Annotated in this window: 13 protein-coding genes; 5 read left to right on the plus strand and 8 right to left on the minus strand. The window is 39.6% G+C overall.

Annotated elements, in window-relative coordinates; all coding sequences use genetic code 11:
- Positions 1 to 41: 41 nt before the first annotated feature.
- Together G0Q07_RS10380 and G0Q07_RS10385 are read right to left on the minus strand one after the other, a co-directional pair.
- A complete protein-coding gene (locus G0Q07_RS10380) occupies positions 42 to 1,295 on the minus strand; it encodes an MlaD family protein (protein ID WP_163346024.1) in 1,254 nt (417 codons plus the stop codon).
- Positions 1,296 to 1,346: 51 nt separating this feature from the next.
- Positions 1,347 to 2,525: an N-acetylmuramoyl-L-alanine amidase family protein gene (locus G0Q07_RS10385; RefSeq protein WP_163346025.1), complete on the minus strand. Its 1,179-nt coding sequence runs from the start codon at positions 2,523 to 2,525 to the stop codon at positions 1,347 to 1,349.
- Positions 2,526 to 2,738: 213 nt separating this feature from the next.
- On the opposite strand from G0Q07_RS10385, the gene G0Q07_RS20735 reads away from it, so the two are divergent.
- The 4 genes from G0Q07_RS20735 to G0Q07_RS10400 all read left to right on the plus strand — a co-directional run bounded on the left by G0Q07_RS20735 (position 2,739) and on the right by G0Q07_RS10400 (position 6,502).
- Entirely contained in the window at positions 2,739 to 3,353 is a 615-nt protein-coding gene (locus G0Q07_RS20735; RefSeq protein ID WP_246222877.1) for a hypothetical protein, read from the plus strand.
- The gene (locus G0Q07_RS10390; protein WP_262888018.1) at positions 3,344 to 5,413 is read left to right on the plus strand and encodes a putative LPS assembly protein LptD; all 2,070 of its coding nucleotides are present in this window, start codon (positions 3,344 to 3,346) and stop codon (positions 5,411 to 5,413) included. The genes G0Q07_RS20735 and G0Q07_RS10390 overlap by 10 nt, the downstream gene beginning before the upstream one ends.
- Positions 5,414 to 5,609: 196 nt before the next feature.
- Entirely contained in the window at positions 5,610 to 5,987 is a 378-nt protein-coding gene (locus tag G0Q07_RS10395) for a RidA family protein (RefSeq protein WP_163346027.1), read from the plus strand.
- A gap of 11 nt (positions 5,988 to 5,998) precedes the next feature.
- Positions 5,999 to 6,502: a GNAT family N-acetyltransferase gene (locus G0Q07_RS10400; protein WP_163346028.1), complete on the plus strand. Its 504-nt coding sequence runs from the start codon at positions 5,999 to 6,001 to the stop codon at positions 6,500 to 6,502.
- 229 nt (positions 6,503 to 6,731) lie between these two features.
- Here the strand turns inward: G0Q07_RS10400 and rplI are convergent, their stop codons facing one another.
- The 6 genes from rplI to accC all read right to left on the minus strand — a co-directional run bounded on the left by rplI (position 6,732) and on the right by accC (position 11,701).
- The gene (gene rplI / locus G0Q07_RS10405; RefSeq protein WP_163346029.1) at positions 6,732 to 7,178 is read right to left on the minus strand and encodes a 50S ribosomal protein L9; all 447 of its coding nucleotides are present in this window, start codon (positions 7,176 to 7,178) and stop codon (positions 6,732 to 6,734) included.
- A gap of 14 nt (positions 7,179 to 7,192) precedes the next feature.
- Positions 7,193 to 7,459 carry a 30S ribosomal protein S18 gene (gene rpsR, locus G0Q07_RS10410; protein ID WP_163346030.1) on the minus strand — a complete coding sequence of 89 codons (267 nt, stop codon included), beginning with the start codon at positions 7,457 to 7,459 and terminating at the stop codon, positions 7,193 to 7,195.
- A gap of 3 nt (positions 7,460 to 7,462) precedes the next feature.
- Positions 7,463 to 7,819 (minus strand): 30S ribosomal protein S6, encoded by a 357-nt coding sequence (rpsF, locus tag G0Q07_RS10415; RefSeq protein WP_163346031.1) that lies wholly within the window; start codon positions 7,817 to 7,819, stop codon positions 7,463 to 7,465.
- Positions 7,820 to 8,130: 311 nt separating this feature from the next.
- Positions 8,131 to 9,666: an acyl-CoA carboxylase subunit beta gene (locus G0Q07_RS10420; RefSeq protein ID WP_163346032.1), complete on the minus strand. Its 1,536-nt coding sequence runs from the start codon at positions 9,664 to 9,666 to the stop codon at positions 8,131 to 8,133.
- A 10-nt stretch (positions 9,667 to 9,676) separates the two neighbouring features.
- Positions 9,677 to 10,186, minus strand: a complete 510-nt coding sequence (locus G0Q07_RS21205; protein WP_163346033.1) for a biotin/lipoyl-containing protein — start codon at positions 10,184 to 10,186, stop codon at positions 9,677 to 9,679.
- Between the two features lie 9 nt (positions 10,187 to 10,195).
- Complete coding sequence (gene accC / locus G0Q07_RS10430) at positions 10,196 to 11,701, minus strand: acetyl-CoA carboxylase biotin carboxylase subunit (protein WP_163346034.1); 1,506 nt, start codon at positions 11,699 to 11,701, stop codon at positions 10,196 to 10,198.
- Between the two features lie 286 nt (positions 11,702 to 11,987).
- Between accC and G0Q07_RS10435 the strand changes: the two genes are divergently transcribed.
- Positions 11,988 to 14,600, plus strand: a complete 2,613-nt coding sequence (locus G0Q07_RS10435) for a DUF5916 domain-containing protein (RefSeq protein ID WP_163346035.1) — start codon at positions 11,988 to 11,990, stop codon at positions 14,598 to 14,600.
- Positions 14,601 to 14,611: the final 11 nt, after the last annotated feature.

Here is a 14,611-nt window from a genome sequence, read left to right on the forward strand (position 1 = left end):
GTCGGATTTTCGGGCAAATAATTATCAATATTTCGCGTTAATTACCGTATTTGTTTGAGAGCCTTCTTAAGCTTGATAAGCCGGCCATTTTTGAATGCTACGATACTTGATCCCGGAAATTGAAAACGCAAATTTTGATAGATTTCCTCTATCTCACTGTACTTGCTCGTTGAGCCGGTTAAATAGTTATAAACATCACCGGTATGGTATTCTTCTATATTGTCAATCGATTCAAAAATATCGGCATCTGTACTCAATTTTGATTTTGTTGAAACCAGGTGAACTTTAAAAACAATGTCTTTTGCCGAAGCATCATCTTTGGTATTAATATACACCTCCTTGCCAAAATCGAAGGCAGAAACCTGCAGATAACGTTTTGGATTTTGTTGAATATCGCCAATCAGGAAGCCCAGATTTTCGGAAAGCATGTTTATTGATTGATACAATTCATCGTCGTTTAGCAACAAACCGGCAGAATTGTCTTCGCTGTTCAGTTTCTCAAGCACATTCTCTATTTTTGCCGATGCATCGGCCAGGTTGTTTAAAATAGGCGTTACCGATACATTGGCCAGCGTGTCAGAAAAACTATTCAGGTTTTTAAGGGTAGCCTCAAATTCAGCCGCATTGTTTTTAAAAGTTGCTGTAAGTTCTTCAATATTTGAAACAATGCTTCTCACATTTCCTTTTTCCGATTCCATTATTTCCTGAAGGTCGGCAGTTGTAGCTTCAATGTTTGCTACTGTTTGGTTGATCTTTTCAAAACTGGTTGACAGATTTTCGCGGGCATCTTCGTTAAAAATAACAGTAAGAACTGTGATTGCTGAATCAACAGTGCTCAATAGTTCTTCAGCTTTATTTTTTAGCGGGAGCACCTGCATGCTCACCTGGTCTTTAAGACCGGCTTCAATTGATCCCTGTATGGTGTCATTTGATTGGTACATTTCATCTTCGCCACTGTACACAATCTCAATCGACCGTGTCCCCATAATATCGCTGCTAATAATTCGTGCGGTAGATTCTACCGGAATTTTAAATGAAGAGTTAACGGCAAAGGTTACAATCAGTCTTCCGCTGTTATCGGGAGCGAATTTTACTTCGGTTACCTGACCAATCTGAAAGCCGTTTAGCGTTACTTCATTGGATTTTACAAGTCCGTCAACCCGGTTGTAATACACATGATAATAGTCGTTTTGGTTGAATATATCATTGCCTTTCAGAAAGCTTAAACCCCAAATAAGTATGGCTATTGAAAAAACAATTAATATTCCCAGTTTCGTGTATTTTGCGTTCTTCATGGCAGAAAAATAAGATTTTAATGTAAAAGTAGCCAATTCCAAAGGGATTTATCAATGGTCTGTCAGCTTTTTTATAGAAATTAACTTATTATTTTTTAAAGCGACCACAAAGGCGTTGGGGTATTCTGTGCTTATTCTGTTTTGTTCCTGCTCTGCCTCGCCAATCGATTTAAAGTTTCCCGAAAAATAGCGGCTCAGGTTTTGGCCTTCTATCCGAAAGATATTTTGCTCGCCTTTAAAGTTTGCTGGTGTGGTTTCAATTTTTCGTGTTAAAGCCATTATTTGTACGGAATAAATTAATTTGTCTGTATTTTGCTGACGGGCCGGACTTCCGGATTGAGCCAAGGGTAAATCTGATAGAGCTGAATTTGTATTCCCGGAGGTATGATTAACAACTTCGGTGTTGTTTTCCGTTACCAGGTGAAAACTACTACGTTGTTCTATGTCTGATTTATATTCTTTGAAAGCCCTGAAAATGGAATAGGCAAGTCGTGTCCTTCCGGCTTCGCTGGTAAGGTATTGCCGCTCGCCATTGTGGCTAATAAATCCTGTTTCGATTAGTACGCTGGGCATGGTGGTTTCGCGTAATACAAGAAATCCGGCCATTTTTACACTGCGGTCGAGGCGTTTTGCATAATCGCGAAATTCATTTTGAATGCTTGAGGCCAGCATAACGCTCTGTCCCTGGAATTCTTCCTGCATGGTTTCAAACATGATGTACGACTCGGGTAGATTCGGATCAAATCCTTCATAAGTGGTATTGTAATCGTCTTCCAACAGAATTACTGCATTTTCCTTTTTAGCCACTTCCAGGTTATCGTCGTTTCGGTGCAGTCCCAATACAAAAGTCTCAGTTCCCTGAACACTTCTGGCATTAACAGCATTTACGTGGATGGAAATAAACAGGTCGGCTTCGTTTTTGTTGGCAATCTCGGCACGTTTATATAGTGGAATAAAAATATCGCTGGTACGAGTGAAAACCACTTTAATGTTGGGGTAATTATCTTTTATTGTTGTTCCAAGTTTTAGTGCAATATCAAGCACAATATTTTTTTCAACTGCGTTGCCAAACGATGCGCCGAGGTCTCTGCCGCCATGTCCCGGATCGATAACTACAACAGAAATGCCTTCTTTTTGGCTTTCAGGCGAAAATTGTTTTGTAGCAAAACTTTGCACCACCAAAAATATGCTAACAATGAACAGAAGTAATTTTAAACGTTTTTGTATCATGTAAATATCTGATCTGTATTCTACTATATAAACAGTTAAATGCGGAGTCTTAGTATTTGTTCGATACCATTTTATTTATTTGCTTTGCCCCGCTTAAGACTTCTAAACGTAAAAATAGAAATATTAGCATTATTTTACATTTTAAAGCACTTTAGTATACTCCATATTTATATTTTTGTGCAGCCAAAGTAAGTTCGAAAAGCAGAAAACATTTTGTATAAAATATTCATTACATATTTATTCCTGGTAACTCCTTTATTGATTTTAGCTCAGGAACCAAGCATTAGTGTGGCTCCTCAGCAACAATCTGCCGATACTTTATTGCCCGAACTTAGTATTATTGCTCAGGATACCTCTTTGCAGGATAGTAGCCGAATAGATTCGTTGGGAACGGCACAAGAAGAACAACCAGTAATTGATGCGCCAATTGATTATGCGGCAATTGACTCGATGGTTGTGTCGCTTGATGGGCAAAAAGTGTACTTATATAATCAGGCAAAAGTTACCTATCAGAATATTGAACTGGAAGCCTATTATATTGAACTCGACCTTGAAACCAAGGAGATTTATGCAGAAGGCACTCTCGATTCGCTTGGCGAAATGACACAGAAACCTTTATTCAGGCAAGGGCGGAAGAGTATGAGTCGGAAACTATGCGCTATAATTTCGAAAGTGAAAAGGCGTTTATTACAAAAGTTGTTTCGGCACAGGGCGAAGGTTTTATTCTTAGCGACCGAACAAAAAAAATTGGTAAAGAAGTTTTCATCACCAAAGATGCCAAATATACGACCTGTGATGCTGATCATCCTCACTTTTATTTGCACTTAACAAAGGCAAAAGTAGTATCGAATGAAAAGATCATTACCGGTCCGGCATACATGGTTTTAGAGGATTTTCCGATTTATTTTCCAATTCTTCCGTTTGGGTATTTCCCCAATTCACCAACCTATTCGTCGGGTATTTTAATACCAAAGTATGGTGAGGAGCAAAACCGTGGGTTCTTTCTGCGCGATGGGGGGTATTATTGGGCAGCAAGCGAATATTTCGATTTGGCCGTTCAGGGAGATATCTACTCGCGAGGCTCGTGGGGCACGCGTATAAAAACGAATTATAAAAAGCGCTACAAGTTTAGTGGTAATTTTGGTTTTGAGTATGCAAAGAATAAATATGGAGAAGAAGGTTTAGATAATTACAGTGAAGGTACACAGTATAAAATTTTGTGGTCGCACTCGCAGGATGCGAAAGCTAATCCGAATCAAACATTCTCGGCCAGTGTAAACGTTTCGTCGAGTGGTTACGATAAGCAAAATGCATACGACATGAATGATTACCTGACCACCACAAAATCATCGAGTATTTCTTTTTCACGAAAGTTCGAGAATACACCATTTAATATGTCGATGAACCTGCGTCATTCGCAAAATACCAAGGATAGTACCATGTCGTTGTCGTTGCCTGAAATGACTTTTAGTATGGCAAAAGTCTATCCGTTCAGAAAAAAGAATCGCAGCGGAAAGGTTAAATTCTACGAGAAATTTGGTATTAATTATACATCAAACTTTAAAAACTCGATTAATGCCCGGGAAGACGAAATACTAAGCAGTTCGTTTGCTACCGACTGGAAAAATGGTATTCGACACAATTTGCCTATTTCATTCCCGAGTTTTACCTTGTTTAATCACATTAATTTTAGCCCGGGTATTAGTTATAACGAAAAATGGTATTTCAAAAAATACAATTATAATTATGAAGAGGATGGTGAGTTTACCGGAAATCCCTCATCCATTCCCGACAATGTTCAAATTGATACCATTACAGGGTTAAACCGTGTTTACGATTATGCCTACAGTGTTAGCGCATCGGCCAATATTTATGGGATGTATATTCCGCGAAATCCGAACTCAAAAATTAAAGGGATTCGTCATAAAATGTCACCTTCAGTGTCGTTTAGTTACCGTCCCGATTTTGGTAAGGAACACTACGGGTATTGGCAGGAAGTACAGGTTGACTCATCGGGAAATACCCGTTATTTTGATACTAACCTAGGAGGTATTTACGGTGGATCGCCCGGAAGAGGAGAGTCAGGAGCCATTTCGTTCTCGCTGAACAACAACCTGGAAATGAAAAAGCTTGATGTTCGTGATTCGACAAAAACCGATGAAGAACAAAATTACAAAAAGGTGAAAATAATTGACAACCTTAGTATTTCTTCATCCTACAACCTGATTGCCGACTCGTTGAACCTGTCGCCATTTAATATCAGAGCACGTACAACGGTTGCTGGGGTGAGTATTAATATGGGAACTACGCTCGACCCGTATATGGTTGACGAGAATTACCGCAAAATTCATAAATACGCCTGGAACGAACGAAACGGGATTAAAAAGCTTGGGCGTATAACTCGTGCCAACCTTTCGTTTGGAATGAATTTTAACTCGAAAGACAAGAAAAAAGAAGAAAATAAGCAAGGTGGCAACCAGGAAGGTGCTCCTGGTCCCGGAGAAGAAATATTGCCACCTATTTACGATGAATACGTTGATTTTAGTATGCCCTGGGATTTTGGTTTCGACTACAGTTTGAATTATTCCGGACCAAACAGGGCTAATCCCAATGGCCGGGTAACCCAAACGCTGGGATTGCGTGGCAATGTTAGTATTACTGATAAATGGCAAATGAGTGCCATGACCAACTTCGATATCCAGGAAGGCGAGTTCGCATTAACTTCTTTCCGCTTAAACCGCGACCTGCACTGCTGGAACATGTCGTTTAATTTTGTGCCGTTTGGTTTTCGTAAAAGTTACAGTTTTACCATCAGCGCTTCGTCATCAATGCTGCAGGATTTGAAGATACAGAAGCAACAAAGTCACTACGATAATTTTAGTTTCTAGGGCGTTAATTGCGTTGAAAAAAGACATGTAGTTGCAATTAAAGAGCAGCGTTTTTGTATAGAAATGGTGCCCTCCACAATTCGCAATAACTATGGTTGGAGCTTTTGTTTTCTTTCCATTAATAAGTTTTATTGACTGATTGCTGATCTTGAAAATTGGAGCATATTCTTGTATCTTCACAAGAAAAAATTACACTATGAAACGTATTATAGCTACAGAAAAAGCACCTGCTGCAATTGGTCCTTACAGCCAGGCTGTTGAAGTAAACGGAACGCTTTATATTTCAGGACAAGTTCCACTCGATCCGGCAACCATGAAAGTCGTTGAAGGTGGAATTACTGAACAAACCGAGCAGGTAATGCATAACATTGGCGAGATTTTATTGGAGGCCGGTTATTCTTTTTCCGATGTAGTAAAGTCAACATGCTTATTAAGCGATATGGCCAATTTTAAAGCGATGAACGAGGTTTACGGAAAATATTATAGCGAGAACCCACCTGCAAGAGCCGCATTTGCAGTAAAAGAGTTGCCTTTGGGTGTTATGGTTGAAATTGAAACGATTGCTGTAAAATAGGTTTTTGAAGTATGAGAGAAGCGATTCGCCTCGAAATACTTGAGGAGAAAGACTTGAGTCTGATTAAAGACATTTATAACTATTACATTGCTAATTCCACCGCAACCTTTCACACCGGTTCGGTAATAGAAGCCGACCTGAAGGAAGTTTTGCCTTTAGGCGATAAGCGGTTTCGATCGTTTCTGATTTATTACAATAACGAAGTTGCAGGATATTGTTACCTGGGGCGTTATAAAAATCGTGCAGCCTACGACCGAAGTGCCGAAATAACCATTTATCTCAAACCTGAATATTTTGGAAAAGGTATTGGCCGCGAGGTTTTGTTACAGATGGAGCAAAAGGCTTTGGAAGTTGGAATAGTAGTGTTATTGGGGATTATTACTGCAGAAAACGAAACAAGTATAAAACTGTTCGAACGATTGGGGTACGAAAAATGCGGACATTTTAAACAGGTAGGACAGAAGTTCGGACGTATACTCGATGTGGTTGCTTACCAGAAACTACTTGATTTGTAAATTACAAGTTCCACGAATTTCCGGAATTGTAAAAACGGTTGAGTATTAAAAGCAGCCTTGAGTTTTCTGCTTCGTCTTTGCTATAAGGCAAAGATGAAAGCCTCCGGCAGAAAAAGCTTGATTGCAGAACAAGGTGAAAAAGACTCTTTCAAACTTATATATAAAATAAAAAGGGTTTCCATTTGGAAACCCTTTTCTCGTTTTTAGTATTGTGTATGCAAAAATATGCTTATTCCGCAACAACTTTAAATTCAATCTCAACCACAACGTCTTTGTGCAGTTTGATTTTAGCTGTATGAGTACCAACTTCCTTGATGCTGTCTTCAGGAATAGAGATTTGTTTGCGATCGATCTCAAATCCTTTTTTGTTAATCGCTTCAGCCAATTGGATGGTGTTAACCGATCCAAAGATTTTGCCTGAAGTACTTGTTTTTGCACCAATAGAAATTTTCTTGGCAACAATTTGCTCCGCAATTTTTGTAGCTTCTTCTTTCAATTTAGCTTCTTTGTGAGCACGTTGTTTAATATTCTCAGCCAATACTTTTTTAGCCGACTCGGTAGCAACAATAGCTTTACTTGTTGGGATCAGAAAGTTTCTTGCAAAACCACCTTTAACTTCAACAATGTCATCTTTGCTGCCTAAACGTTCTACGTCTTGTAATAATATAATTTCCATTTCAAGTCCTCCTCTTATTTCATCATGTCGGTTACAAATGGTAGCAATGCAACCTGGCGGGCACGTTTAACGGCCTGGCCAACTTTGCGCTGATACTTTAACGAAGTTCCGGTGATACGACGAGGTAAAATTTTACCTTGTTCGTTCAGGAATTTTTTCAAAAACTCGGGGTCTTTGTAATCAACGTATTTGATCCCGTTTTTCTTGAAACGGCAATATTTCTTCTTTTTGATCTCTACTGACGGTGGAGTCAGGTATCTGATTTCACTTGTTTGTGCCATGATTTAATCCTCCTTTTTTTCTGATTTTGCTTTCCGAAGTTTTCTTCTCTTCTCGCTGTATGCAACTGCATATTTGTCGAGTTTTACTGTCATGAAGCGGATAATGCGCTCATCGCGACGGAAATCTGTCTCCATTTTTGTAATGAATGCAGGATCGGCTTTAAACTCAAACAAGTGGTAAAAGCCACTAGACTTCTTTTGGATTGGGTAAGCCAGTTTTTTCATTCCCCAATCTTCATCATGGATCAATTCACCTCCATTTTCGGTGATGAGATCCTTGAATTTTTTTACCGCTTCCTTTACCTGTGGCTCAGATAAAACGGGAGTACAAATGAAAACGGTTTCGTACTGATTCAACATAATCATCTAATTTTTAAATTATTAAATATAATATCCAAAATTTTGGACGCGCAAAAATAGGAATAAAATGTTATTTATCAAACAGTTTGACGGGTTTTTGTGTGAAAATTGGCCTTGTTAACCAGCAAACTAATTTTCGGGGCTCAAATGTAGTAGTTTTATGAGAAACAAAATTGATATAGATTGAAAAAGAGATTGACTACAAAGTAGGTATTTACTTTAAATCAATCTCTTTTAATTCATTTGTATTTTATATGTCCAGACCTGGCTTCAAGCTCCATCAAGCTGAATTTTAATCTCCATCAATCTAATTAAAGCGGGATATTTCCGTGTTTTTTAGGTGGATTCGATTTCCGTTTGTTCTGTGTCATATCAAGTGCATCAATAACCTTTTTACGCGTATCGCGCGGATGAATAATTTCATCGATATAGCCCAACGAGGCTGCTTTGTACGGATTGGCAAATTTTTCTCTGTAATCCTGAACTTTAGCTGCTTTCTCTTCTTCGGTCATTTTTTCGCGATGAATAATATTTATTGCACCTTCAGGCCCCATCACTGCTATTTCTGCTGTTGGGTAAGCCAGGTTTACATCGGCACCAATGTGCTTGCTCGACATTACGTCGTACGCTCCACCATATGCTTTTCTGGTGATTACTGTAACTTTCGGAACGGTGGCTTCTGAGAATGCGTAAAGCAATTTTGCACCGTGTTTAATAATGCCGCCAAATTCCTGTCCTGTTCCGGGCAAGAACCCCGGTACATCAACAAAAGTTACCAGTGGCAGATTAAATGCATCGCAAAAACGTACGAAACGCGCAGCTTTTACCGATGAGTTGATATCCAGGACTCCTGCCAAATGGCCGGGTTGGTTGGCAACAACACCCACCGGGCGACCCCCAAATCGGGCAAATCCAACAATTATATTTTGTGCATAATTCGGTTGTACTTCCAGAAAGTGTTTGTTATCAATTACATTCTGGATGATATCGTGCATATCGTAAGGCTTATTCGGATCTGCGGGAACGATCTCTTCCAATTCTTCGCTAATTCGGTCGGAAGGGTCGATGGTAGGTTTTACAGGAGGATCTTCAAGGTTATTAGACGGCAGGAAGCTTAACAATTCGCGAACCATCATAATGGTTTGTTCCTCGTCGTTACCCGTAAAATGAGCTACACCACTTTTCGTGCTGTGTGTGTCGGCTCCACCCAGTTCTTCTTTGGTAACATCTTCGTGGGTAACTGTTTTTATAACCTCGGGACCCGTTACAAACATATGACTTTTTTCTTTTACCATAAAGATAAAATCGGTGAGGGCTGGAGAGTATACTGCACCACCTGCACAAGGCCCTAGAATGGCCGAGATTTGAGGAATTACACCTGATGATATTACGTTATTGTAAAAAATATCGGCGTAACCTGCAAGGCTTTCTACACCTTCCTGAATTCGGGCGCCACCAGAGTCATTTAGGCCCACAAGTGGAGCTCCCATTTTTAATGCCAGCTCTTGAATTTTTACAATCTTATCGGCATTGGCACGGCTTAACGATCCACCGAAAACCGTAAAATCCTGTGCAAAAACATATACTAGCCTGCCATTTACTTTTCCATAGCCTGATATTAAACCGTCGCCTAAAACCTTTTTTGTTTCCATGCCGAAATCGTAATTCCGGTGTGTCATCAATTTATCAATCTCATTAAAAGTCCCCGGATCGAGTAATTGCTGAATGCGCTCGCGGGCTGTCATTTTTCCTGCGGCATGTTGTTTTTCAATTCGTTCTTTACCTCCACCGAGTTCGGCTTTTGCATTAAATGCTTGAAGCTGTTCGTATTTTTCTTTTAAATCCATTTCTTTTCTTTTAGTCCAATTCAATTAATACCTGGTTGCTGTCGACGGTATCCTGATTTTTTACATTAACTTTTTTCACTGTGCCATCTTTTGGAGCTTTGTATTCGCTTTCCATTTTCATGGCTGAAATGATAATTATGGTATCACCCTCTTTTACAGTATCTCCTTCTTCAACCATAACTTTAACTACCTTGCCAGGCATGGGCGACGTAATTTTATTGTCGCCTGGTCCGGCTCCATTCGCATTCCGGTTTTGCAGGTAACGTGCTTCTGCATCGATCACTTCAACATCGTAGCGTTCGTATAAAGTGTAAGCGGTATATTTTTTAGGTGTTTCATCGGGAACCAGCTCAATGTCGTACGAATGTCCGTTTTCAAGAATTGAAAATGTGCCATCGGCAGTGTGCATCAGATCTACATTGTATATTTTACCGTCTACTTCAACTTCCAGGATGTTACCATCTTGTTTTAACAGGTTTGCCCATGCAACTCTGTCTCCAATTTTAATTTCAACAGCCATAATTTTTGTTTAAAAATGATTTACGTAAGGAATTTTTTTCCAGCGGCTTTGTGCCGGCACAAACTCTTTGGTTATTGCTGCATTACTTCCTATCTTATCCAGATAATCGATAAAAGCAGCTATAATAACCATGTCTTCCGGGTTATCCTTAGTTGCATTCGATAGCAGTTGTTCCTGGTTTTTCTCAATAAAATGTGTGTCGTAATTACCGGCAATAAAATTTTCATTGTTCATTACGCGTTCCAGCATTTTTATTGATGTTTTTACACCGGTAATTTTATACTCGTACAGCGCCCGACGCATTCTTGCAATGGCTTCGTCGCGTGTATTACCCCAGACAATAAGTTTCGAAATCATCGGGTCGTAGTATATCGGAATTTCATAACCTTCGTAAACATACCCATCAGTACGAACTCCCAACCCAAGTGGTGAAGATATTTTATAAACTTTACCGGAACTGGGCATAAAGTTGTTGTCAGGATCTTCGGCGTAAATCCGGCATTCTATGGCGTGACCTCTTTGCCTCAAATCGTCTTGTCCGAATTCCAATTCGCGGCCTTCAGCAATATAAATTTGTTGTTTTACCAGATCGATTCCTGTAACTCGTTCGGTAATTGGATGCTCCACCTGCAAACGTGTATTCATTTCAAGGAAGTAGTAATTCAGATCGTTGTCTACCAAAAATTCGATGGTTCCTGCACCCATATAATTTACTGCTTTTGCAGCTTCAACAGCCGCTTTGCCCATTTCGTCACGTAGTTCCGGAGTCATTAATGGTGAAGGCGTTTCTTCGATCATTTTCTGGTGACGACGTTGTACCGAACATTCACGCTCGAAAAGATGAACGGTATTTCCGTGTTGGTCGGCAAGAATTTGAAACTCGATGTGGTGTGGCGAAGTAATGTACTTTTCAATGTAAACAGCATCGTCGCCAAATGCTGATTTAGCTTCGGAACGGGCTGCACGAACTGCAGAAACCACTTCGGATTCGTTTTTCACCAGGCGCATTCCTTTACCGCCACCACCGGCTGATGCTTTTATCATTACCGGAAGGCCGATACTTTTTATGGCTTCCAGCGCTTCTTCTTCCGATTTTATCTCTCCATCGGTTCCGGGAACTACGGGAATTCCGGCACCAGTCATTGCTTCGCGTGCCTGAATTTTGTCTCCCATTTGAACAATTACCTCGGGCGAGGGACCAATAAACACGATTCCTTCTTCGGCACAGCGTCGGGCAAAATCGGCATTTTCCGATAAAAATCCATAACCGGGATGAATTGCATCAGCGCCACTTTGTTTGGCAACTTCTATAATTTTTTCAATGTTCAGGTAACTTTCGCTCGATGGTGCTTTACCTACACAATAAGCTTCGTGGGCATAACGCACATGAAGCGAAGTCCTGTCTGCTTCCGAGTAAATGGCAACTGATTCAAGATCAAGTTCCCTGCAGGTTCGCATTACGCGAATCGCAATTTCGCCTCGGTTTGCGATTAGAATCTTTTTGATTTTCTTCATACAAATTTGAAATCAATATAAGTTTAAGTCATCTTAATTTCTGCCAATAATAACTCTGTTGCGTAAAAAATGTTTACTCGTATCAATTTTAGGTGGGAAGTTACCTCATGTTCAGTACCTTCTTTATGCAATACTGTTAATAAATGTAAAAAAATGGGATACGATGGAATTTAAAGGATTGTAAATTTGAATTCCTAAAGCAACTGGTCTAAAATTATATTTCTTTATGATAAATGTTAATATTTAAGGAATTATATTTACTTTTGGCGCTAACAAATAACCATTCATGCTGTTTAAAATTGCTCAAACTGTAATCATAATAGTTGTAGGTGCATTTATTGTTCATGCACAAGACTTCAATTATACGCTCTCCGATGATTCTTTGGTAAATCATTATGCCAGTATAAATAGGGTGTATTATGCCACGCGAACTTCTTTGGAACCGAAGATTGACGGGAAGTTGGATGATGAGTGCTGGCAAACTGTTGGTACCTGGGACGGAGACTTTATTCAGCAACAACCGCATCAGGCAAAATCTCCTTCGCAGGAAACTGAAATAAAGATTTTATACGATGATAAATATTTGTACTTCGGTATAATATGTTACGATAATGAACCGGAAAAAATGAGCCCGATACTTGGTAGGAGGGATGAGAATAATGGCGACATTACGGGGATAGCAATTGATTCGTATAACGATAAACAAACCGCATTTGAGTTTAATTTAACTTCAGCGGGCCAAAAAGTTGATTTAATGCACATGGGTGAATACGGATGGGATTTTAACTGGAACGCTGTTTGGGATGGAAAAACGTCTATTGGCGATTCAGCCTGGTATGCAGAAATGAGGGTTCCATTCACTCAAATTCGTTTTGCCAAAAAAGAGGAGCATGTATGGGGAATGCATATTTGGCGATGGATTCATCGGCACAGTGAGGAAAGCCAATGGAAACTGATTCCGATTGATGCACCGGCAATGGTTTATATTTTTGGTGAATTACGCGGTATAAAGGACATTCCATACAAACGTAATTTTGAAGTAATGCCATACGCAAGTGGACAATATTTCCCGAATTCTAACAATAAAGAAAATGTTGGTTTTGGTGTAGATGGCAAGGTTGGTGTTACCTCTAATTTTACTTTGGATTATACTTTTAACCCTGATTTTGGTCAGGTTGAAGCAGATCCTTCTGAATTGAATCTAACCTCGTACGAAGTATTTTACGATGAAAAACGTCCTTTCTTTTTGGAAGGAAACAGTATTCTGGAATATAATTCGGGCAACGATATGCTTTTTTATTCGCGCCGCATAGGTCATGCTCCAAGTTACGAACCTTATTATAGTGAAGATCAAACACTTGAAATGCCTGAAAATACCTCAATAATCAATGCATTAAAACTTACCGGAAAGAATAAGAATGGTTTCTCGTTAGGGTTAGTAAACAGTATGACTGCACGTGAAACAGCTACCATAAAATCGGCCGATGAGAGTATAAAAGAAGCCATTGAACCGTTTACCAACTATTCGATTGCCCGTGTAAAGCAGGATTTTAATGAAGGGAGCACAGTGTTGGGAGGAATAGTTACCTCCTCGATTCGTAATATTAAAGACGAAAACCTTGAATTTCTAACAGATAACTCACTTGTTGGAGGCCTCGATTTTGAACACAATTGGAAAAACAGAAAATATTACGTTGCCGCAAAAGGCTTTGCTTCGCGGATTAGTGGTAGTGAGGAATCGATTGCACGTTTACAACGAAATTCGCGTCATTATTTTCAACGCGTTGATGCGGATTACTTGGATTACGACCCATCAAGAACCAGTTTAAGCGGTTGGGGAGGAGAATTGGCTGGTGGAAAACGAAGTGGAAAATTACGAATTACCGGCGATGTGGAGTGGCGATCGCCAGGTGTTGATATGAACGACGTGGGGTATTTGCGCCAGGCAGACTACATCGACCAGAATTTTCGTATACAATATCTTGTAAACAAACCAAAAGGCATAATCTTAAATTATTCGTTAAAGCTGGCACAGGGACATAACTGGACGTACAGCGGTGAAAATTTAAGAGACAATTTTAGCTTCATTTCAGGGCTACGGTTTAAAAATTACTGGAGACTCGATTTGGCGGCTTATCGTTACGTAAATGAAATAGATACCAGAAGATTGCGGGGTGGTCCGTCGTTAAGAGTTGATAACCGAAATCGTATTGCCGCTGCAATCCAAACCAACTCGCAACGCGATTTCTTTGCCGGACTACGGACTGACTTCACCCGCTACGCCGACGATATTTCATACGAGAATGCATATACTTTTCAATTAGACTGGCGATTGAGTACGCGTTTTATGATGTCGTTGAGTTCTACTTATGCTGATGAACAAGACAACAGTCAGTATTTACGGAGATCAAAAATTAATGAAAATTCGGATAAGTATGAATACGTTGTAGGGAATCTCGACAGGCAGACCTTTTATTCAACTTTTAGAGCAGAGTTTTTTATTACTCCGGAACTGTCGCTTCAGTATTATGGTAGTCCGTATGTATCGTCGGGGAAATACGAAGACTATAAACGTGTAAACGATTCGAAAGCAAAAGATCTGGATCAGCGTTTTGAATTGTTAACCCGCCAGGGTGATTTACTCCTCGATGGTTCAGGTAACGAATATCATAATTTCTCATCCTACGATTTTGATTTTAATTTTCAGGAACTCCGATCGAATTTTGTGGCCCGTTGGGAGTATAAAACAGGTTCGACGTTTTATTTTGTCTGGAGCCATAGTCGCAGCAACTATCAGGAGATGTACAATGCGTCATTATTCAATAGTTTTAAAGATATTCGTAAAATCAGTGCCGAAAATGCTTTTATGATCAAGTTTAGTTACTGGTTCTCGTTGTAACATAAAAAAGT

Source organism: Draconibacterium halophilum (assembly GCF_010448835.1).
GTDB lineage: Bacteria > Bacteroidota > Bacteroidia > Bacteroidales > Prolixibacteraceae > Draconibacterium > Draconibacterium halophilum.